Raw genomic sequence first — 20,551 nt, forward strand, 5'->3', positions numbered from 1 at the left:
TGGACAGCCCGTCCGGTGTCTGAGGACGAGTGGGCCGAAGGCCACGACAGACCCCGCGCACACCCGGCCCACCGGTCTACCCGGCGAGGACCCTGTCCAGGAACGGCTCGACGGCCGCCCGCCACGCGCTGGGCTGGTCGTAGTGGACGAGGTGCCCCGCGTCGGCCACCTCCGCGTACTCGCCGCGGGGCAGCACGCGGACCATCTCCTGGGACTCGGCCCGCCCCAGCTCGCCGTCCAGGCCGCGCACGACGAGCGCCGGGCAGCGGACCTGCATCAGCTCCTCCCAGTGCGCGTCGTGCACCCACGGCTCGCGGGACCTGAGCATCTGGGCGGGGTCGAACACCGGCCGCCAGCCGTCCGGGCCCTCGGCCATCACCTCGGCGAAGAACTCGCCGCGCGAGGGGTTGGGGCGCTCCACCCACGGGTCGTCCTCGCCGAACCACCTGCGGACGTCGGCGAGCGTCGCGAACGGCACCGGCCAGGACGTGAACCACTGCTCCCACTCGCGCTGCGAGGCCGCGCCGAGCGCCGAGGCCCGCATGTCGCAGATGACAAGACCCCGCACCAGGTCCGGGCGGCGCGCGGCCAGCTGCCAGGCGGTCAGCGCCCCCATGGAGTGGCCGATCAGGACGGCGGGCGCGAGGCCGAGCTGCTCCAGGGCCGCCTCGGCGTCGGCCACGTAGGCCTCGCGGGTGTAGGGGCCCTCGGGCCGCTTCTCGCTGCGGCCGTGGCCGCGCTGGTCGAGGGCGACCGCGCGGTGCCGCTCGGAGAGCCAGCGGGCGGTGTCCGCCCAGTGCGAGGCCCGACCCATCAGGCCGTGCAGCAGCAGCACACCGCCCGGCGCCCCCTCGCCCTCTCCCGCCTTGGGAGGATCGGCGAACTCCCAGGCGGCGAGGCGTACGCCCTCCGCGCCCGTCACGTCGATGCGCCGCACCATGATTCCTGGCACCCCCCTTGACTCCGCTCGGGACCCACGCCTGGCCTTGCCCCACACCCCCGCACGCTATCGAACTCCCTTTCGAGAACGGGCGGATCGCGGGTAACACCCCTCGTTCGGGTGACCACGCTCAAGGATTGACCCGCGCGGCCGAGGGGAGATCTTCATCGGGAGGCGGGCCGCTCGGGGAAACCGGTCCGCGGGAACTGACCCCGAGAGCTCGGGGCTCCGGGTCAGTACAGGGGAGGACAGGTCCCGGCGCCCTCGGGCGCCGGGACCCTCGCATCCGGACTCACCAGACGGGCACATCCCGCCCCCTCTCCGGCCGTGCGGCCAGACCCGGCGCCGACACGGTCAAGAGCCTTCAGGTCATATGCCTCTCGCGACAGCCTCGCACGCGAAACGCTCGCGCGCTGCGATTCCGCACACTGGATCTTGGACTCCGCGACATCTCGCGGAGATCGCAGCGGCTTGTCAACTACCCCTCTGGCAGCGGAAGTTGTCCTCAGCGCTTGGCGACGAAGACGTGCGAGGCGATCTCCGCGGACAGCTCCGCGGCCTCGCCGCTGCTGCCCACGAGCACGCCGCCCGCCGACTGGGTCACGCTCACCACGGAGCCCGGCTGCACACCGGCCCGCCGCAGCGTGTACATCAGCTGGGCGTCCGTCTGGATCGGCTCGCCGATGCGCCGCACGACGACCGTCTTGCCCTCGGTGCCCGGGTCGAGCTCCGTCAGGGAGACCATGCCCTCGTCCAGGAACGGGTCCGCGCCGTCCTTCTCGCCCAGCTCCTCCAGACCCGGGATCGGGTTGCCGTACGGCGACTCGGTGGGGTGGCGCAGCAGCTCCAGGACGCGGCGCTCCACGGCCTCGCTCATCACGTGCTCCCAGCGGCAGGCCTCGGCGTGCACCTGCTCCCACTCCAGCCCGATCACGTCGACCAGCAGGCACTCCGCCAGGCGGTGCTTGCGCATCACGCGGGTGGCCAGCCGGCGACCCTCCTCGGTCAGCTCCAGATGGCGGTCGCTGGCGACCGCCACCAGGCCGTCGCGCTCCATGCGCGCCACGGTCTGGCTCACGGTCGGTCCGCTCTGGTCCAGCCGCTCGGCGATCCGGGCGCGCATGGGGACCACACCTTCCTCCTCCAGTTCGAGGATGGTGCGCAAATACATCTCAGTGGTGTCAATCAGCCCCGACATGGGTGCCCCTCAGAATTCGCTCGTGCGCTGGCCCTGCCCTCAATTCTGACGCATACCACCGACAACCGTGCCGCGCCGTGGGAAAACCCGCCCCCGGGCGGCCGAAGACAGTGTTGACAGGGTGTAGGTCCAGACCGCAACGTGAGGCGAATGAGCTCCAAGAGCGAGAGCAAACCGGCCGGCCAGTACTTCGACGCCGCCATCGACCTGCTCCGACGGGTCCGCGACGAGGAGTCCGGGAACATCGCGGCCGCGGGCACGCTGCTGGCCGATGCGGCCGCCTCCGACGGGCGGCTTTTCGCCTTCGGCGCCGGACACTCCTCGCTCGCCGCGCAGGACGTCGTCTACCGCGCGGGCGGCCTCGCCCTGATGAACCTCCTCGCCGTGCCCGGTGTGGTCGGCGTCGACGTGATGCCCGCCACCCTGGGCTCCGCCCTGGAGCGCGTCGACGGCCTCGCCGCCGCCGTCCTCGACTCCTCGCCCGCCCGCCCCGGCGACGTCCTGGTGATCATCTCGCTCTCCGGGCGGAACCCGCTGCCGGTGGAGATGGCGATGAACGCCCGCGCGCTCGGCCTCAAGGTCATCGGCGTGACCTCGCTCGCCTACGCCACCGCGACCAGGTCGCGGCACACCTCCGGGACGTTCCTGAAGGACCACTGCGACGTGGTGGTCGACTCCAAGATCGCCGTGGGGGACGCGGAGCTGTCCCTGGACGGGGTCGACGCGCCGTTCGGCCCCGCCTCCAGCGTGGTGACGAACGCGCTCATGCAGGCGATGGTCGCCGCCGCGGTGGCGGAGCTGGCCGAGCGCGGCGTCCAGCCCCCGCTGCTCCGCTCCGGGAACGTGGACGGGGGCCACGACTGGAACGGCCGGGTCTTCCAGGAGTACGGGGACCGGATCTTCTACCGCTTCTGAGAGCACCCCGACGCTTCGGAGAGCACCCGAAGCTACTGAGAGCACCCCGACGCTTCGGAGAGCACCCGAAGCTACTGAGAGCACCCCGACGCTTCTGGAGGCACCTCGAAGGGGGGCGCCGTCAGTCTCCGAGGCCCCCGGCCAGGTCCAGCGCAGCCGCGACCCGCGCCGCGACGCTCTCCGCGTACATCGCGTCCGCCCGCTCGAACTGGCCGCGCCCCGGCCCCCGCAGGAACGTCACGACGCCCAGCGTCCGGCCCCGGCTGCGCAGCACCGCGCACAGGGCGTGCACCGTGTCCGTGGGCCACTGCCGGGCGCCCGCCCACTCGCGGGCCCGCTCCGGGGCCGCCGCGCCCGCGCTCGCCCGCACCGAGCCGGCCCGCTCCACGCACTGCGGAGCCGGATGGCCCTCGGGATAGCGGACCGGTATCCCCGCCATGGCCACCGGCAGACACGGCCCCGGCGCCCCGGCGGGCGTCGCGGCGACCCGCACCAGGCGCACCGGGTCCTCGCCGGCCACGAGGTCGACCAGGGCGTGGTCGGCGAACCCGGCGAGCGCGAAGTCCAGCTGGACGGTGGCCGCCTCCATCGGGTCCTCGCACTCGGCGGCGGCCCGCGCCGCGCGGTGCGACTGCTGGGAGCGGAAGCGCAGTTGCGAGGCCTCCTGCTCCGTCAGCTTCGCCTCGGTCACGTCCTGGAAGAGCCATCCGACACCGAGCGGAACCGGTTCTTCCGTGAGCGGTGAGGCGAGCCGCAGGAAGCCGCTGCGCCAGCACCGCCGCTCGAAGCCCTCCTCCTGGCCCTCGCCCGCCCGCACCGACACCCACAGCTCGGCGGGGGCGGGCGGCGCGCCCTCGGCGAGCACATGGGCCAGCGCGCACTCCAGCTCCTCCACGCCCTGCCCGAGCAGATCGGCCAGCGGCCTGCCGAGGACCGCCGTGCGCCCGAGGCCCAGCGCGCGGGCGGCGTGTTCGTTGACCACCGCGGGGCGCAGGTCGGCGTCGACGATGACCACGCCCCACGAGGCGTCCTCGAAGAGCGCCTCGCTCAGGGCGATGGACCGTTCCAGGTCGATCTGCGCGTGGACCTCGCTGAAGGCGCAGTACACCCCGGCGGGCTTGCCGTCCCCACCGCGCACGGACGCGCACTGCATCCGTACGAGGACGCGTCCGCCGCCCTTGGTCACCAGGGCGAACTCGTGCACCTGGCGCCCCGGCGCGTCCATCGCGGACAGCAGCCGCCCCTCGACGTCCCCGGCGTCGGCGGCCCGCACGGCCCACCCGGACAGCCCCCGCCGCCCGACGGCCTCCGCCGCCGACCAGCCGAGGACCCGCTCCGCCTCGCGGTTCCAGTGCGTCACCACGCCGTCGGCGTCGAACGCGCACAGCGCCGCGTCCATCCCGTCCAGCAGCGCCGCGAGCAGCTCGGCGCCGCCCTGCTCGGGCTCGTCAGGGCCCAGTTCGTCAGTAGTCCCGCTCCGCCGCGAAGCACTCACCCCGAACCCCCTGCAGCCGTGTCCTCAGATCATTCAACTCGAACGTGACGCACCCCACAGCCGGTTCCCGGAACTCGCGGGAAAAGTGGCGCCCCGAAATTCGGTTGTGCGGCGCGGGGAGCGGTTCCTAGGGTGGCACGTACACGAGAAGGGAGGTGGTTCGGCAGATGTATCGAAACCGGACGCGTGAGGTGACTGCGGGCTAGCGGCCCGTCGTCGCGCATCGAATTCGGCGCCGGACCGGCACGTGTGATGTGCGTGCAGCCGGCCCTATTTCCCAGCAGTCACCCGACCCGCGAGCCGCCGGTACGTCCGGCCGGCTTCCTGGACCCGGCATCGTCCGGCGTCCCAGGAACCACGGCTCGCGGGTCGTCCGCGTCCCGAGGGCGCGTGCCCCCAGGACGCCCGCCTCAGCGGACGACGTCGAGGACGTTGAGCTGCAGGCCGTTGGCGTACGCCGCGTGCTCCACCAGGCGCAGCCGCTGCTTGTCCTTGTCGGTGTCGCTGAACAGCCGCTTGCCCGCGCCGAGCAGCAGCGGGAGGACCAGCAGGTGGTAGCGGTCGATCAGGCCGGCGTCGGAGAGGCTCCGGTTCAGCGTGGCGCTGCCGTGGACGATGATCGGGCCGCCCTCGGTCTCCTTCAGCGCGGCCACCTCGTCCAGCGAGCGCAGGATCGTGGTCTCGCCCCAGTCCGACACCAGGTCGTCCTCACCGAGGGTCGAGGAGACGACGTACTTCGGCATCGACTTGTAGTCGGCGAAGTCCGCCATGGCCGGCCAGACCGGGCTGAACGCCTGGTAGCTGACCCGGCCCAGCAGCATCGCGGTGGCCTCCTGCTGCTCCCGGCCCTTGATCTCGAAGGCCTCGGGCAGGAACTCCATGTCCTTGAAGGTCCAGCCCGCGTTCCGGTAGCCCGGCTCGCCGCCGGGGGCCTCCACCACGCCGTCGAGCGATACGAAGGCGGTGCTGATCAAGGTGCGCATCGTGAAGTCTCCTGGTCACGCGTCATGGATCAGCTCTTCGAACTGATCGTCGGCTGCCACATCAGACCGCATCGGGTCGCGAAAGTCATCGGTCGGCGGCTATCCCCTGCTGACCGCCGTGAGGATCTCCGGGAGGCGGCCGGCCACGCGCGGGGCCGCGAGGCGCATTCCGGCCTCCGCGATCCCCCAGCCGTAGGCCACGCCCACGGGGAGCAGGAGCCAGGTCCAGGAAGCCGCGTCCGAGGCGTGCAGCCAGATCGTGAGGGCAAGCACCGGGGCGCACAGCAGGGCCGCCGCCACCATGCCGCCGAAGACGGAGAGCCAGGCGAGGCCCGCCTGCCCGGGGGCCACGTTCTTGTAGCCCTCCTGCGGGATGGAGTACGGGAAGCGGGCCGAGGCCCAGGCGCCCGTCGCCAGCATCGCGCCGAGCAGCGCGAAGGAGAGGCCGAGGGCCTCCGGCAGGGCGGGCCAGTCGCCGAGCATCGCCGTGGTCAGGACGGTGACCAGGGTGGCGTAGGGGAGGGTGATCAGCGTCAGCGCCAGGGCGCGGCCCCGCAGCTCCGCGTACGCGTCACGGGGCGAGGAGATCGTCATCGCGACCATCCAGAACGCCGAGGTGTCCTGGCCGAACTGGTTGTACATCAGGATGCCGAGCATCCCCGCCGCGAAGCACGCGAGGTACACCGAGCCGGTGCCCTGGAGGGCGTTGAGGACCGGCACGATCAGGCCGATGGCCAGGGACGTCACCCAGGCCGCCTTCGTCTTCGGGTCGCGCCACATGTAGCGCAGGCCGCGGTCCATGACGGTGCCGGTGCGGCCGGCGGGCAGCAGGCCGCCGAGGGCTCCGGTGAGGCGCGAGGTGCTCTTCCGCGGTTCGGCGGCCGCCAGGGTGGAGCCGTCCGGCGCGGTCATCAGGCGGGTCAGGCTGTGCTGCCAGTAGACCAGCAGCGCCGGCAGCGCGGCCGCGGCGAGGGCCAGTTGGGCGGCCCCGGCGGCGTACGAGCCCTCGCTCACCGAGTCGACCGCGCCGAGCGCCGACGCCGGGGGGAGCCAGCGCACCACGGCCGCCGCCGGGTCGAGGGTGCCGAGCCCGGCCGAACCGAGATGCTGCGCGCCGAAGTTGACCGCCTGCGCGCCGACCGCGATGACCAGGCCGCTCAGCACCGCGAGGTCGCGGCCCTTGCGGCTGGTGAGGAGGCGGATGTTGGCGGCGGCGACCGCGCGGGCCAGGGCCACGCAGACGAGGAGCGTGAGGGCGCAGGCGAGGACCCCGGTGACGGCGGCCGCGGCGCCGTGGGCGAGCGCGATCGTCGCGCCGAGGGCCAGGCAGAGCGTGAAGAGGGGCCCGATGCCGACGAGCGACGCCACGAGCAGCCCCCGCACCAGGTCGCGGGGGCGCAGCGGCAGCATCACCAGGCGGGTGGGGTCCAGCGTCTCGTCGCCGCTCGGGAAGAACAGCGGCATGACGGCCCAGCCGAGGGCGAGGACCCCGGCGAGCAGGACGCAGACGGTGGCGGCGTGCGCGTCGCCGCGCAGCGCGATCAGGCCGAGGAGCTGGAGGGCGGCGACGAGCAGGGCCAGGGCGGCCGAGGCGAGGTAGGCGGCGCGGCGCCCCGCCGACTGGCGCAGGCCGTTGCGCAGGAGGGAGAGCTTCAGCCGTACGAGGACGGGGGTGATCGCCGAGGCGCCGGTGGGGGCCGTCATCGGGTGCCGCCGCCCAGCCAGTCGAGGTCGGAGCCCGCGTCCCGGCCGTGCGCGCCGACGAGTTCGAGGAACGCCCGCTGGAGCGAGGGCGCCGCGCCGCGCACCTCGGCGAGGGTGCCCTGGGCGCGGATGCGGCCCGCGGCCATGACGGCGACCCAGTCGCACAGCGACTCGACCAGCTCCATGACGTGGGAGGAGAAGACGACGGTGGCGCCGGAGGCGGTGTAGCGTTCCAGGACGCCGCGGATCGTCTCGGCGGAGACGGGGTCGACGCCCTCGAACGGCTCGTCGAGGAAGAGGACTTCGGGGTTGTGCAGTAGTGCCGCGGCCAGGCCGATCTTCTTGCGCATGCCGGTGGAGTAGTCGACGACGAGCTTGTGCCGGGCGCCGGCCAGGTCGAGTACGTCGAGCAGCTGGGCGGCGCGCTTGTCGACCTCGGCGCCGGGCAGGCCGCGCAGTCTGCCGTTGTACGCGAGGAGTTCGTGCCCCGAGAGGCGTTCGAAGAGCCGCAGGCCCTCGGGGAGCACCCCGATGCGGGCCTTGACCTCGACGGGGTCGCGCCACACGTCGTGCCCGACGACCTCGACGGTGCCCTGGTCCGGTCTGAGCAGGCCGGTGACCATGGAGAGGGTGGTGGTCTTGCCCGCGCCGTTGGGCCCGACCAGGCCGATGAACTTGCCCGCGGGCAGGGTCAGATCGATCCCGGCCACCGCGATCTGCCCGCCGAACCGCTTCCAGAGCCCCTGCACCCGTACCGCCGCCTCGGTCACCGTTCCGCCCTCCGTCGCCGACTGTCCCGTGGCCGCACGATACGGGGGCGCCCCCTTCTCGGCGCGCGGTACGGGGCAGCGCCCCGCGGAGCGGTCAGCGCCGGGCTTCCCGGCCGCACGCGTACGCCAGGGGCGAGATGATCTCCTCCGCGTCCGGCAGCCAGCGGTTGGCGGCGGTCGGGCGGCAGGCCCACTGGACCGCGCCCGAGGCGCCGACGCGGGTCGGGGGAGCGGCGACGTAGGCGCCCTCGCCGAGCGCGACCAGGTCGATGGCGGCCGGCGGCCAGCCGAGCCCGCGCACGAGGTCGGGGACCTTGGCGGCGGCGCCGGGGAGCACGAAGAACTGGGTGCGCCGGCCCGGGGTGCGGGTCACCGGGCCGAGGGTCAGCTCCATGCGCTCCATGCGGGCGAGCGCGAGGAACCCGGCGGTCTCGGGCACGTCGATCACGTCGAACGTGCGCCCCGTGGGCAGCAGGATCGACGCCTTGGGCTGTTTCTGCCACAGCCGCCGGGCGACGGTCGCGCTGCCGGTGGCCTGGGTCGCCCAGTCCTCGCGCGCCGGGTGCGCGCCGGGTGCCGCGCACGCCGGGTCGCCGCACGAGCACCGCTCGGTGCCCTCGGCGGACTCCAGCCAGGTCCCGGGGAAGATGTCCCAGTGACGCTCCTCCGCGTAGCGCACGGCCGTGTCCGGTAAGGCTTCTGCGCGCTGCGTCGGGATCCGCGCGGCCGAGGTGACTCCGATGGTCTCTTCCACGCAGACCTCAACTCCCCGCACCACCACGGGTTACGGGCGCACGCGAGGGCGGAGAGGGAGCATCGATCCTGCGGACGGGGCGCATGGGTGCACGGCCGGGGGCGCGCGGGGGAAATGGCATCCATGTGCGGGTAGCCAGGCCGAGGGCGCTCGGAAGACGCCTCGGAGGAGGCCTCCGGGAAGCCGGTCACGGCCGGTGGACGGTCCCGGGGGAAGCCCGATGCACCGCTAGTCGGCACATTGTCGTACTTGTGGTTCTTCATGGCTTCTTATGCCTCTTTCGTGGCGCATCTTCGCCTTGCCGCACGGGCATTGATCGTCGTGGGGCGGTCTCGACGGCCGCCCCGTTCCCGATGGTCGACGGTGCACTCAGGGGGTACGCCATGGCCGCCAGGCCTCTCGTCGCGCGGCAGCCCAACGAACGGCTGCAAGCGCTCATCCAGGAAGCCGGCTGCTCCAACGCCGGCCTCGCCCGCAGGGTCAACATGTGCGGCGCGGAGCACGGTCTCGATCTGCGTTACGACAAGACGTCGGTGGCCCGCTGGCTGCGCGGGCAGCAGCCGCGCGGCCGGGCGCCCGGCATCATCGCGGAGGCGCTCGGCCGCAAGCTCGGCCGCACCGTCACCATCGACGAGATCGGCATGGCGAACGGCAAGAACCTCGCCTCGGGCGTGGGCCTGCAGTTCTCGCCGACCGTTCTCGGCGCCATCGAGCAGGTCTGCGAGTTGTGGCGCAGCGACGTGGGCCGCCGGGACTTCCTGTCCGGCTCGACCGTCGCCGCCTCCGCGCTCGTGGAGCCCAGCCGCGACTGGCTGATCTCCTCGCCGGACGCCCAGGTCGGGCGGACGGCCGGGCCGCGCGTCGGCATGGCGGACGTGGCCGCGGTCAAGGCGATGACGGAGGCGCTGACCCGCCTCGACCACCAGTACGGCAGCGGCCATGTGCGTCCCGTCGTCGTGCACTACCTCAACTCCGTGGTCTCCGGGCTGCTCGCCGGCTCCTACCGGGAGGCGGTCGGGCGCGAACTGTTCGCCGCCGTCGCCCGGTTGACGGAGCTGGCGGGCTACATGGCCGTGGACACCGGCCAGCCCGGCCTCGCCCAGCGGTACTACATCCAGGCGCTGCGGCTGGCACAGGCGGCCGACGACCGGGGCTACGGCGGGTATGTGCTGGCCGCCTCGATGAGCCACCTCGCCGCCCAGCTCGGCAACCCGCGCGAGATCGCACAGCTGGCGCGGGCCGCGCAGGAGGGGGCGCGCGGGCATGTCACGCCTCGCGCGGAGGCGATGTTCTACGCGGCCGAGGCGCGCGGGCACGCGCTGCTCGGGGACGCGCGGGCCACGCAGGCGGTGGCGGGACGCGCGGTCGAGGCGATGGACCGGGCGGCGGGCGAGGGGGAATCCGGCGACGACCCGGTGTGGATCCGGCACTTCGACCACGCGTATCTGGCCGATGAAATGGCGCATTGTCACCGGGACCTCGGCCAGGCCGACGCGGCGGCGCGCAGCGCCCAGGAGTCCCTGGACGGGCACCCGGAGACCCGGGCCCGGCGGCGCGCGATCGGCCTCGTCCTGCTCGCCACGGCACAGGTGCAGCGGCGCGAGGTCGAACAGGCCTGCCACACGGGCCTGAGGGCCGTCGAGCTCCTCGGCACCCTGCGCTCCAACCGCGGTGCGGAGTACCTGGAGGACTTCCAGCAGCGCCTCGATCCCTTCCGGGAGGAGCCGGTGGTAAGGGAGTTCGGGGCGCGCCTCGACGTCCAGGCGGCGTGAGGCGCGGATGCTATCAGCGTCCGGGCGGGAGGTTTTGTTACTCGCGGCGCTGGGCAGGAGCCGTAACTTTGAGCTGCGTGGCAGAGGCTTGCGGGGACCCGGTAGCGTGAGCCGACGGTTCCGTAGGTCCCCCATGTGTAGGAGTCCCGGTGACGCAGCAGAGCGGTCAGGGCGCTGCTTCCTCCGATCCGCGGCAGCCCGCGGACCGGCCCGCCCACGAAGGCGTCGTGCTGCCCGCGGACGGCAGCGAGCCGCTGCTGCCCGGCACCGCGGGCCGCCAGGCCACCCCGGCGGGCGGCACGCCCTGGGGCCAGCCCTGGGGACCCGACACGGCGGGCCCGCCGCAGGGCGGCCAGGGCCCGTCCTGGGACGGCGGGACGCCCCAGGCGATGCCCCTGCCGCCGGAGGGCGCGCAGGCCCCGTACGGCGGCGCGGACCCCTCGTACGGCTCGGGCCCCGCGTACGGCGCGGACGCCTCGTACGGATCGGACCCCGCGTACGGTGCGCACGCCTCGTACGGGTCGGACCCCGGGTACGGCGCGGACGCCTCGTACGGCTCACAGGGCTCCTACGGCTCGCAGAGCCCGCAGGGCGCGTACGGCGACTCCCACGAGAGCCAGGGCTACGGCGGACAGCAGAGCCACGACCCCCAGCAGCAGGGGTACGACGCACAGGGCGGCTACGACGCCCGGCGCATGCCGTTGCCGCCCGCCGCCAGGGGTGACGCCGACGCCACGCAGTTCATCCCGCCCGTGCCCACGAGTGGGGTCGACGAGGGCGCCACGCAGTACATACCCCCGGTGGGACCCGGCGCCCTGCCGCCCGAGGCGCCCGCCCCCGACGCCACGCGGTATCTCGGTCACCCCCAGGCGCCCGCGCCCGGCCCGGCGTCCGACAGCGAGCCCACCCAGTTCCTCGCCCCCGTCCCCGGCGGGAACGCCGTGCCGCCCGAGCCGCCCGCCGCGCCCTACGGCATCCGCCCCGGCGCCCCCGGCGACCGGCAGCCGCCCGCCGAGTTCGACAGCCTCTTCCGCACCGAGCCGCAGGCCGACCAGGGGCCCGCCTCCACGCAGCAGATGCCCCGCTTCGAGAGCCCGGCCGCCGCGCCCGCGCCCGCTCCCGCCCCGGCCCCGGCCCCGGCACGCGACGGGGGCCACGGCGGCCGCCGCACCCGCACCGGCTCGAAGGTGCCGCTCATCGTGGCCGTCGGCGTCGGTATCGCCGTGCTCGGCGTCGGCGCGGGCGCACTCCTCAGCTCCGGCGGCGACGAGGACGACAAGGCGGACACGGGCGAGCCCGTCTCCGCGTCCGCCCCCGCCGACGAGCGGCCCTCGCCCACCGCCGACCCGGCGAAGAAGCAGGCGGTCGCCCTGGACAAGCTGCTGGCCGACAGCAACAACAGCCGCGACATGGTCATCGCCGCCGTACGCAACGTCGGCCGGTGCCAGAACCTGGACGAGTCGGCGAAGGACCTGCGCGCGGCCGCCCGCCAGCGCAACGGCCTCGTCCGACGGCTCGCCGCCCTGGAGGTCGACAAGCTCCCGGCCAACGACCTGCTGACGACCTCCCTCAACAAGGCGTGGAAGGCCTCCGCGTCCGCCGACAACCACTACGCGGCCTGGGCCGACCAGGTGGCCGGCAAGAAGGGGTGCAGGAAGGGCCAGGCGCGCAGCACCCCGCAGCAGGGCGCGGGCAACCGCGCGAGCGGCGAGGCGACCGCCGCCAAGGCGCAGGCGGCCGACCACTGGAACGCGATCGCCCGTAAGTACGGGCTGACCACGCGCGAGAAGTCCCAGCTGTAGTCCCCGCATGAGTCCCCGTCGGGGCGGCCCGCGGACCGCCCCGACGGGGACTACGCCGACTGCTCCAGCGTCTGCTCCACGTTCACGAACCCCTTGCGCGCCGGGACGAGCCGCCCCTCGCGCACGACCTGGAACGTGACACCGGAGTTGATCAGGCGCGGATACTCGCCGGCCGCGATGAGGTCCTCGAAGCGCCAGCTCAGCGTCGGGGTGAGGCCGCCCGTCTCGACCCGCAGCCCGCCGTCGAGGGCGCGCCGCAGCGTGCGGGCGGTGACCTCCTTGCCGTGCAGCGACTCGACGGCCCGCTTCAGGACGGTGTACGCGATCCAGGTCGTCTGGACGCCCGCGTCGGCCGGGTCGACCCGGTTGTCGCCGAAGGCCTGCTCCCGGATGACCTCGCGCATGTGCGCCCACCGGGCATCGCCCGACGCGGGGTACCAGCCGGTGACGTACGCCCCCTCGTAGGGGCCGCTCGCGCCGCCGGTGCGGTCCACGAGCGACTGGTCGACGCTGCCCAGCACGGAGGAGATCCGCACCGGCGGATAGTCGCCGCTGGTGCGCCGGAAGGAGTCGTAGAAGGTGTCGGTGCGGGCCCCGAGCGCCGCCGTCACACAGCCGTCCTTGGTGCCCGCGTGCTTGAGGGCCTGCTCGGCCTGCGGGGTGAGGTCGGTGCCGTCCTCGGGGGCCCGGATGTCGGCGACCGGCTTGTGGTGGCCGTCGCGCAGACCGGAGTTGAGCAGCTTGGGCAGCTCGTCGCCGGCGAGGGTGTCGGGGCGGACCAGGGAGACCCGGTCGCAGCGCGCGGCGAGCTGGCGGCCGTTGCCCGCCAGGAGCGCCGGTTCCCCGCCGTTCACGGGATAGGACAGGGGGCTGCTGAACTCGTCGTCGGTGACGCCGTAGCCGCCGATGTAGGGGATGCCGGCGACCTCCAGCGGGGCGAGGGCGGCGCCGCCGTGCTGGCTGTAGGCGCCGACGACCGCCGCCACGTCCTGGTCGACCGCCTCGCGCGCGCAGTCCGCGGCGCCGACCGGGTCGTTGTGGTCGTTGCAGGTCAGGACCCGCAGCTCGCGGCCGTCGAGGCCGCCGTGCGCGTTGACCCAGCGCGCGTAGGCCTGGGCCATGGCCGGGACGCCGGGTTTGTTGGTGGCCCTGGTCTTCTCGGGCGCCCACGTCATGACGGTGATGGGGCCATCCCCGGAACCCCCCGTGGCGCCAGGGATGACCCCGCAGCCGGCCACCAGCGACGTACTCGCCGCCGCGGCGGCCGCGGAGAGGACCGCGGTTCGAAGGGGGCGGGGAAGGAAGGTGCGTCGCCTGCCGGTCATGTCCCCGCACAATGCCGTCGGAGGGCCAACCGTGGAGTGACTCGCCTTCAACGGACAGTGACATGAAGGTGAACGGGCGGGGGCCGGTTCGCGTGCATGAGGTGGGAACGTACGATCGATGACCGTGCAAGGTTCGGAGAAGTCTTCCCGTCGCGGCCGTCGCTCCAGCACCATGGGCGGCATGCCGACCAATGACATGCCGTGGTGGCGCTGGCGCAGCAACGTGCGCTCGGCGCTGCACATGCTCTCCGACCCCGCGTTCCAGCGGGAGTGCTGGCTCGCGGGCCGCGAGGAGTACGGGGATGTGACCGACGCCGTGTACCGGCTGGTCGAGGACACCTGGCTGGACAACTGGTCCGCGGAGAAGTACGTCGGGACGATCTTCCGGGACCCGCAGGAGGCGGCCCTCGTCGACACGGCCGTGCTGCGCGTCCTGCGCATCATGCACGAGGTCGGGCCGGACGCGATGGTCTCCGTCTACCTGGAGCACCCGGGCTGGCCCGACGCGGTACGGGCGGCGCGGGACGCGCACGTCCGCATGGCCGTGGCGGACGGCGAGGACCCCGACGAGCCGCCGCGGACCCTCGAAGTGCTGCGCATCCTGACGCGAACCGCCTGAACGCCTGCCGCGCCGGCCCCGCGCGTATGGGAACCTTGGCCGCATGAACGAGCAGTCCGCCGCCCCCGCCACGCCCGCTGAGCAGTACGTCCTCACCCTCTCCTGCCCCGACAAGCAGGGCATCGTGCACGCCGTGTCGAGTTATCTCTTCATGACCGGCTGCAACATCGAGGACAGTCAGCAGTTCGGCGACCACGACACCGGACTGTTCTTCATGCGCGTCCACTTCTCCGCCGAGGCCCCGGTGACCGTCGACAAGCTGCGGGCGAGCTTCGCCGCGATCGGCGACTCCTTCCACATGGACTGGCAGCTGCACCGCGCCGAGGACAAGATGCGGGTCGTCCTGCTGGTGTCGAAGTTCGGGCACTGCCTGAACGACCTGCTGTTCCGCTCGCGGATCGGCGCGCTGCCGGTGGAGATCGCCGCCGTCGTCTCCAACCACACCGACTTCGCCGAGCTGGTCGCCTCCTACGACGTGCCCTTCCACCACATCCCGGTGACCCGCGACACCAAGCCGCAGGCCGAGGCGCGGCTGCTGGAGATCGTGCGGTCGCAGGAGGTCGAGCTGGTCGTCCTCGCGCGCTACATGCAGGTGCTCTCCGACGACCTGTGCAGGGAGCTGAGCGGGCGGATCATCAACATCCACCACTCGTTCCTGCCGAGCTTCAAGGGCGCCAAGCCCTACCACCAGGCGCACGCGCGCGGCGTGAAGCTGATCGGGGCCACCGCGCACTATGTGACGGCCGACCTCGACGAGGGGCCGATCATCGAGCAGGAGGTCGAGCGGGTCGGCCACGGCGTGACGCCCGACCAGCTGGTGGCGATCGGCCGCGACGTGGAGTGCCAGGCGCTGGCGCGCGCCGTGAAGTGGCACGCCGAGCGCCGGATCCTGCTCAACGGGCGACGGACGGTCGTCTTCGCGTAACTCCGCGCGCAGGCACGGGGACGACGGCTGCCGGTCGGCTCACAGTCTGCTCAGGGACGCCGCCGCGAACAGGACGTCGCGGACGGCCTCGCGGTCGCCGCCTTGGCCCGCCGCCGCTTCCACCGGTGAGACGTGGCCCGCGGCCAGGCGGCAGAACTCCACGCCGTCCAGCGCCACATGGGCCACCTCACGCTCGGCGGACGCCCGCGCGCCCGGCGAGTCGAGCGCGATGAACCACTCGCCGCCGCCGTCCCCCTCGATCTCCAGGCGCAGGCTGCGGCCCGGCGCGCCCGCGGCGACCAGGTCCCGCGAGGGCGCGGCGAGCCCGGAGCGGCGGCGGTCGGCCAGGGTGGCGGGGAGCATCCGGGCGGCGAGGTCGATCATGCGGTGGAGGTGCCGGGGCGCGGGCGGGTCGTAGGGGTAGTCGACGGCGCGGGCGATGTCGCCCGCGTGGATCCAGCACTCGAAGGCGCGGTCCACCATCGCGTCCCGCAGCGGCAGTTCGATCTTGTGTCCCGGCCCTTCGCCGGGCGGCGCCTGCTCCGTCCCGTACGGCACCGGCAGCCGCCCGGAGCCGTCGCCCGCGAACGACACCGTGCGGACGATCTCGTGCGTCTGGTCCCGCCACGGGCCCCGCACCGCGCGGGTGGGCGGCAGGCGCGAGGCGCGCCAGTACGCCTCCGTGCGGCGGGTCGGGTGGCGCGGGCCCGCCTCCTCGGGGCCCAGCGGGTCGTCGAGGCCGAGGGCGATCGCGACCAGGCCGTCGACGGCGAGGAGGTGCGCGATGACCCCGGCGACGGTGGTCTTCCTGCTCACCGGGCCGTCCTGCTCGAACCAGCGCAGCCGCACCGGGGCGTGCCACTCCGGGCCGCCGATGTCCCGCAGCAGGGCGTCGAGGCGGGCGCTCTCCGCGTCGTAGGGCAGGGCCCACTCGGGCACCGGGATGCGGGGCGGGCGCCGGCCGAGGCAGCTCGCCAGGACGCGGGTGCGCAGGCCCGGGTCGAGGTCGAGGCTCTCCTCGGCGTGCAGCAGGGTGACGGCGTCCCGCAGCCGCAGCGCCTCCTGCGCGCACGGCCCGCACTCGCCCAGGTGCTCCTCGACGGCGAGGGCCTCCGCCGCGGAGCACGCGGACAGCGCCCAGGCACCCAGCAGGGACCGCAGGACGCGGTGGTCGAGGACGAGCGGCCCGGGCCCGGCAGGGGGCGCCTGCCCGGTGTCCTCCGCGGAGGAGCGCGGCAGCGGTATGCGCGGGCCGCCCCGCACCCCGGTGGCGTCCGCCGGCCGCGGTGCCCCGGGCGGCTCGCGGCTCTCGGGGTCCTCGTACGGCTCGGGGCGGTCGGAGCCGGTCACGGCGCCGTCCCGAGGCCGGGCGAGGAGCCGGCGGACGGGCCCGCCGAGGGGTCGGCGGTGTCGTGGGCCGTGGACAGGAGCTGGAGGCCGAGGCGGAGCCTGCGCCGGGCCTCGTCCTCCGTCACGCCGAGGTCGGCGGCCGTCTGGCGGTAGTCGCGCCGCTGGAAGTACGCGAGTTCGAGAGCGGCTCGCAGCGGGGCCGGCATGGCCGTGACGATGTAGTCCGCGCGGGCGGCGGCCGAGGCGCGCCGCACCTTGCGCTCCAGGTCCTGCGCGGTGCCCTCGCCGCCGCGGGCGAGGGCCGCGGACCCGGTCTGCCGCAGCCGGTGGACGGCCCGTCGGTGGGCGAGCCCGGCGAGCCAGGAGCGCAGGGGGCCCTGGCGGGGGTCGTACGCGTCGGGGTTCTCCCAGAGGTGGGCGAAGACCTCGCGGGTGATGCGGTCGGCGCCGCCCTCGTCGCCGAGGACGCGGTGGGCGAGGCTGTGCACGAGCGGCGCGAAGCGGTCGTACAGCTCGCCCAGCGCGGCGGCCTCGCCGTGCGCCAGCCGCTGCTGCATCCGGCGGTCCCGGCGCCGCGGCGCGTCCTTCGGCATGCGGCCCCCTCGCGCTCGCCCTGCCCGACCGTGCTGAAGTTTTCCGACTACCCCTCGAATGTAGTCGGCGGCACTGACAGCGCACTCCTGTTTGCGGCAAAGCGTGCGCTCGGCCTGATCCCGGATGATATTGACGGTGGTCCGCTGGTGTTTCATGAGGAGAGCGGTGGGGCAGCCGAGCAGGACGAAGCGTAGGGACCGCTTCCGGATCACTCCGGACAGGCGGGACGGGCAGGGCGAGCGAGAGGCGTGACGCGTGACGCTCAAGGTGACGGTGGACGAGGAGTCCGGCTGGGCCGTGCTGCGCGTCCGCGGCGAAATGGACCTGCTGACCTCGCCCGTGCTGCGCCAGCGGGTGCACGACGCGGTGGCGGACGGCCGCCGCAGTGTCGTCCTGGACCTGTCCGACGTGCTGTTCTGCGATTCCAGCGGGGTCGGCGTGCTGATCGCCACGCGCCGTCTGATCCGCTCCTGCCAGGGCCGGTTGCGGCTGATCCTGCCCGCGCAGGGCGCCGTCGACGGCAGCCACGTCAACCGGGTCCTCGCGGCCCTCGGCGTCCGCAGGCTCTTCGAGGTCTTCCCGGACGTCGGCGCGGCCCTGGACGAGGAGGCCACCCCGCTCTCCGCGTAGACCCCCGCGTGGACCCCCCGCGCGTCAGACGTGCCGCTTGGCCGCCGACACGAAGGCGTCGACCGCGCCCAGTGAGACGACGCGCCGTTCGGTCAGTTCGTCGCGGTCGCGGGCCTTGTGCAGATCGGTGACCGCGTCGAGTGCCCGCCGGGCCAGCCCGGCCAGTTCGTCGTCCTCCGTGAGCAACTCCACCCGGAACAGCGCCTCCTGCGCCGCGGAGCGCAGCTCGTAGGAGCGGAAGCGGGACTCGACGCCGTCCTCGGGCCGGTTCTCGTGTCTGCTGAACCACCGGTCGAGCAGCACCCGCCGGTAGTTGACGAGGGCGCCCGCGTAGGCGCTGTAGGCGTCGACGCGCTCCTGTCGGAGCTTCTCGCGGCGCGTGAAGTCCTCCGTCCGCGCGATCGCCCGGCGCTGGAAGACGTGGGTGACGCCCGCGCCCAGCAGGGTTCCCAGCACCGCTATGACACTCGCCGCGACAGCTTCCACGGGTGACAGTGCAGCACATCACCCTCCGGTGCGGCTTCCAAGACGTACGCTCGCTCGCGGTGGGTACCCATCCCCTCAAGAGCACCCGACCGCGGAAGTGAGGCAGCCCGAAGACCATGGACAGTGCCGAGTACGAGCGTAGGATCGCGGCCCGGTTCGCCACCTTCGACCAGGATGGCAACGGCTACATCTCCCGGGAGGACTTCAGCACGGCGGCGGCCGCCCTGTGCAAGGAGTTCGGCGCGACGGCGCGGTCCGACAAGGGGCAGGCCCTCTATATCGGCGCCGAGGCGTTCTGGCAGGGGATGGCCGGGATCGCGGACCGCGACGGCGACCAGCGGATCACCAGGGGCGAGTTCATCGGCGGGGCGGTGAAGCGGCTGCGGGACAACCCCGAGCGGTTCGCGGAGATCGCCCGGCCCTTCCTGCACGCGGCCCTCGCCGTCGCCGACGCGGACGGCGACGGATCGCTGGCCCCCGCCGAGATCGAGCGCGCGCTCGAAGCGCTGGAGGTGCCCGAGGAGATCGCCGACGCGGCGGCCCGCGCGCTCGACACGGACGGCGACGGCAAGGTCGCCGAGCAGGAGATCGTGGCGGCCGTCGCGGAGTACTTCACGGTCTCCGAGTAGCCCTCCGCCCCGTGGCCGGGGGCGGTTCGCACCGGTCTCAGGACGGGGCGAAGCGCTCCCGCAGGCGGTACTTGAGGACCTTGCGCAGCGTCTCGTTGCGGGGGAGCGCCTCGACGACCTCCAGCTGCTCCGGCAGCTTGTGGGGGGAGAGGCCTTCTCCGCGCAGATACGAGGTGACCTCCTCCAGGGTCGGCTCGGCGGCGCCCGGCTGCCGCTCCACGACCGCGCAGACCCGTTCCCCGCGCTCGGGGTCGGGCAGCCCGACGACCGCCGCCTCGCCGATGGCCGGGTGCCGGTGCAGCAGGTCCTCGATCTCCTTGGCGGAGATGTTCTCGCCCTTGCGGATGATGATGTCCTTGGCCCGCCCGGTGAGGACCAGGTGGCCACTCGCGGTGAGGTGGCCGAGGTCCCCGGTGAGCAGGAAACCGTCGGCGTCGAAGGCGGCCGCGTCCTGCTCGGGGTCCACATAGCCCCGGCAGACGGCCTCCCCGCGCAGCCGGATCTCGCCGTCCGTCCCCGTGGGCAGCAGCTCGCCGGCGGGACCGGTGACGCGGATCTCCATGCCGGCGGGGGGTCTGCCCTCCGTCGTCGCCAGGTGGTCGGCCGTGTCGTCCGGGTCACCCATGGTGATCATCGGGACCTCGGTCATGCCGTACCCGTGGGTGAGCCGGCAGCCCATCTCCCGTACGACGGCGTGGTAGAGCTCCGGGGGCTTGGGCGCGCCGCCGCCCGCCAGGAGCCGCAGTGTCGGGATGACCTTCTGGCCCGGCGGCAGCTTGCGCTGCTCGGCGAGGAACAGGGAGTAGAAGGCCGTCGACCCGCCCGCCACGGTCACGCCGTGCCGCCGGTAGCCGTCGAGCGCGTCGGGCAGCGCGAAGTGCTCGAACATGACGGCCGGGAAGCCGTACAGGAGCAGCATGATCGTGTAGTCGGGGCCCGCGATGTGCGCGAAGGGGAACGCCATCGACCCGACGTCCGACTCCGTGGGGCGCAGCGCGTGGGCCAGGCAGGAGCCGCCGGCGAGCAGCGAACGGTCGGTGTGCCGCACGCCCTTGGGGTCGGACGTGGTGCCCGAGGTCCAGTAGATCCAGCGCACCGAGGTGCCCTCGGCGGGCGGCGGAGGCAGCACGGTCGGGTCGGCGTCGGGCAGTGCGTCGTACGCGTCGAAGACGCCTCTGGCGCCGAGCCGCCGCGCCATCTCGCGGTGGTCGAAGCCCCGCCACACGCCGGGTGTCGCGAAGAACTCCGCCTTCGACTCCCGCAGCGCGAAGCCGACTTCGCGGTCGCGGTAGGAGGGGATGAGGGGGGACTGCACGGCGCCGAGGCGGGCCAGCGCGCAGGTCAGGAGGGCGGTCTCCAGGCGGGTGGGGAGCTGCCAGGCGACGACCGCGCCGGGGCGCACCCCCATGCCGTACAGCCCGGCGGCGACGCGTTCGGCGCGCTCGCGCAGGGCGCCGAAGGTGAGCGTGCGGTCGTCGGCGGGGTCGGCGGCGGCCTGGATGAGGACGGGCCGGTCGGGGGTGCGGGCGGCGCGGCGCTCGACCAGTTCCCAGAGCGTGCGCGAGGCGGCCAGCTCGTGCGCGCTCTCGTGCCGTGTGGTCCTCATGTGATCCCCCCGGGTCGGCCAGGAACGGACGCGCGGTCACTTGGGCTGATGGCC

20 protein-coding genes are annotated in these 20,551 nt (G+C 73.7%); 8 read left to right on the plus strand and 12 right to left on the minus strand.

Annotated elements, in window-relative coordinates; genetic code table 11:
• Nucleotides 1-76: 76 nt before the first annotated feature.
• Both ACZ5GP_RS16345 and ACZ5GP_RS16350 read right to left on the minus strand, forming a co-directional pair.
• Nucleotides 77-940, minus strand: coding sequence for an alpha/beta fold hydrolase (locus ACZ5GP_RS16345; RefSeq protein ID WP_468751465.1), 864 nt, complete (start codon nucleotides 938-940; stop codon nucleotides 77-79).
• Between the two features lie 505 nt (nucleotides 941-1,445).
• Nucleotides 1,446-2,138 carry a metal-dependent transcriptional regulator gene (locus ACZ5GP_RS16350; protein WP_358588687.1) on the minus strand — a complete coding sequence of 231 codons (693 nt, stop codon included), beginning with the start codon at nucleotides 2,136-2,138 and terminating at the stop codon, nucleotides 1,446-1,448.
• A gap of 150 nt (nucleotides 2,139-2,288) precedes the next feature.
• Here ACZ5GP_RS16350 and ACZ5GP_RS16355 point away from each other — a divergent pair, with 150 nt between their 5' ends.
• Nucleotides 2,289-3,053, plus strand: a complete 765-nt coding sequence (locus tag ACZ5GP_RS16355; protein WP_468751466.1) for an SIS domain-containing protein — start codon at nucleotides 2,289-2,291, stop codon at nucleotides 3,051-3,053.
• Nucleotides 3,054-3,174: 121 nt separating this feature from the next.
• Here ACZ5GP_RS16355 and ACZ5GP_RS16360 read toward each other — a convergent pair whose 3' ends face one another.
• The 5 genes from ACZ5GP_RS16360 to ACZ5GP_RS16380 all read right to left on the minus strand — a co-directional run bounded on the left by ACZ5GP_RS16360 (nucleotide 3,175) and on the right by ACZ5GP_RS16380 (nucleotide 8,759).
• The gene (locus ACZ5GP_RS16360; RefSeq protein ID WP_468751467.1) at nucleotides 3,175-4,548 is read right to left on the minus strand and encodes a PAS domain-containing protein; all 1,374 of its coding nucleotides are present in this window, start codon (nucleotides 4,546-4,548) and stop codon (nucleotides 3,175-3,177) included.
• A gap of 410 nt (nucleotides 4,549-4,958) precedes the next feature.
• On the minus strand, nucleotides 4,959-5,531 hold the full coding sequence (locus tag ACZ5GP_RS16365) for a dihydrofolate reductase family protein (RefSeq protein WP_468751468.1): 573 nt from the start codon (nucleotides 5,529-5,531) through the stop codon (nucleotides 4,959-4,961).
• 99 nt (nucleotides 5,532-5,630) lie between these two features.
• Nucleotides 5,631-7,235, minus strand: a complete 1,605-nt coding sequence (locus tag ACZ5GP_RS16370) for a transporter (protein WP_468751469.1) — start codon at nucleotides 7,233-7,235, stop codon at nucleotides 5,631-5,633.
• On the minus strand, nucleotides 7,232-8,005 hold the full coding sequence (locus tag ACZ5GP_RS16375) for an ABC transporter ATP-binding protein (RefSeq protein ID WP_468751470.1): 774 nt from the start codon (nucleotides 8,003-8,005) through the stop codon (nucleotides 7,232-7,234). Before ACZ5GP_RS16375 ends, ACZ5GP_RS16370 begins: the two co-directional genes overlap by 4 nt.
• A gap of 94 nt (nucleotides 8,006-8,099) precedes the next feature.
• Nucleotides 8,100-8,759: a bifunctional DNA primase/polymerase gene (locus ACZ5GP_RS16380; protein WP_468751471.1), complete on the minus strand. Its 660-nt coding sequence runs from the start codon at nucleotides 8,757-8,759 to the stop codon at nucleotides 8,100-8,102.
• A gap of 383 nt (nucleotides 8,760-9,142) precedes the next feature.
• On the opposite strand from ACZ5GP_RS16380, the gene ACZ5GP_RS16385 reads away from it, so the two are divergent.
• Both ACZ5GP_RS16385 and ACZ5GP_RS16390 read left to right on the plus strand, forming a co-directional pair.
• On the plus strand, nucleotides 9,143-10,531 hold the full coding sequence (locus ACZ5GP_RS16385; protein WP_468751472.1) for a transcriptional regulator: 1,389 nt from the start codon (nucleotides 9,143-9,145) through the stop codon (nucleotides 10,529-10,531).
• Nucleotides 10,532-10,680: 149 nt separating this feature from the next.
• Entirely contained in the window at nucleotides 10,681-12,333 is a 1,653-nt protein-coding gene (locus ACZ5GP_RS16390; RefSeq protein ID WP_468751473.1) for a hypothetical protein, read from the plus strand.
• A gap of 50 nt (nucleotides 12,334-12,383) precedes the next feature.
• Here ACZ5GP_RS16390 and ACZ5GP_RS16395 read toward each other — a convergent pair whose 3' ends face one another.
• A complete protein-coding gene (locus ACZ5GP_RS16395) occupies nucleotides 12,384-13,658 on the minus strand; it encodes an ABC transporter substrate-binding protein (RefSeq protein ID WP_468751474.1) in 1,275 nt (424 codons plus the stop codon).
• A gap of 118 nt (nucleotides 13,659-13,776) precedes the next feature.
• On the opposite strand from ACZ5GP_RS16395, the gene ACZ5GP_RS16400 reads away from it, so the two are divergent.
• Together ACZ5GP_RS16400 and purU are read left to right on the plus strand one after the other, a co-directional pair.
• The gene (locus ACZ5GP_RS16400) at nucleotides 13,777-14,277 is read left to right on the plus strand and encodes an SCO4402 family protein (protein ID WP_468751475.1); all 501 of its coding nucleotides are present in this window, start codon (nucleotides 13,777-13,779) and stop codon (nucleotides 14,275-14,277) included.
• 43 nt (nucleotides 14,278-14,320) lie between these two features.
• Nucleotides 14,321-15,202: a formyltetrahydrofolate deformylase gene (gene purU / locus ACZ5GP_RS16405; protein WP_468751476.1), complete on the plus strand. Its 882-nt coding sequence runs from the start codon at nucleotides 14,321-14,323 to the stop codon at nucleotides 15,200-15,202.
• A gap of 39 nt (nucleotides 15,203-15,241) precedes the next feature.
• Here purU and ACZ5GP_RS16410 read toward each other — a convergent pair whose 3' ends face one another.
• Nucleotides 15,242-16,552, minus strand: a complete 1,311-nt coding sequence (locus ACZ5GP_RS16410; protein WP_468751477.1) for a zf-HC2 domain-containing protein — start codon at nucleotides 16,550-16,552, stop codon at nucleotides 15,242-15,244.
• Complete coding sequence (locus ACZ5GP_RS16415; protein ID WP_468751478.1) at nucleotides 16,549-17,145, minus strand: sigma-70 family RNA polymerase sigma factor; 597 nt, start codon at nucleotides 17,143-17,145, stop codon at nucleotides 16,549-16,551. Before ACZ5GP_RS16415 ends, ACZ5GP_RS16410 begins: the two co-directional genes overlap by 4 nt.
• Before the next feature lie 30 nt (nucleotides 17,146-17,175).
• On the opposite strand from ACZ5GP_RS16415, the gene ACZ5GP_RS16420 reads away from it, so the two are divergent.
• Together ACZ5GP_RS16420 and ACZ5GP_RS16425 are read left to right on the plus strand one after the other, a co-directional pair.
• Nucleotides 17,176-17,340 carry a hypothetical protein gene (locus ACZ5GP_RS16420; protein WP_468751479.1) on the plus strand — a complete coding sequence of 55 codons (165 nt, stop codon included), beginning with the start codon at nucleotides 17,176-17,178 and terminating at the stop codon, nucleotides 17,338-17,340.
• Nucleotides 17,341-17,401: 61 nt separating this feature from the next.
• On the plus strand, nucleotides 17,402-17,776 hold the full coding sequence (locus ACZ5GP_RS16425) for an STAS domain-containing protein (RefSeq protein WP_468751480.1): 375 nt from the start codon (nucleotides 17,402-17,404) through the stop codon (nucleotides 17,774-17,776).
• A gap of 24 nt (nucleotides 17,777-17,800) precedes the next feature.
• Here ACZ5GP_RS16425 and ACZ5GP_RS16430 read toward each other — a convergent pair whose 3' ends face one another.
• Nucleotides 17,801-18,262, minus strand: coding sequence for a hypothetical protein (locus ACZ5GP_RS16430; protein WP_468751481.1), 462 nt, complete (start codon nucleotides 18,260-18,262; stop codon nucleotides 17,801-17,803).
• A gap of 116 nt (nucleotides 18,263-18,378) precedes the next feature.
• Between ACZ5GP_RS16430 and ACZ5GP_RS16435 the strand changes: the two genes are divergently transcribed.
• Nucleotides 18,379-18,891 (plus strand): EF-hand domain-containing protein, encoded by a 513-nt coding sequence (locus tag ACZ5GP_RS16435; protein WP_468751482.1) that lies wholly within the window; start codon nucleotides 18,379-18,381, stop codon nucleotides 18,889-18,891.
• 37 nt (nucleotides 18,892-18,928) lie between these two features.
• Here ACZ5GP_RS16435 and ACZ5GP_RS16440 read toward each other — a convergent pair whose 3' ends face one another.
• On the minus strand, nucleotides 18,929-20,497 hold the full coding sequence (locus tag ACZ5GP_RS16440) for a class I adenylate-forming enzyme family protein (RefSeq protein WP_468751483.1): 1,569 nt from the start codon (nucleotides 20,495-20,497) through the stop codon (nucleotides 18,929-18,931).
• Nucleotides 20,498-20,551 lie beyond the last annotated feature (54 nt).

It is taken from the genome of Streptomyces sp. NPDC031466 (assembly GCF_055581265.1).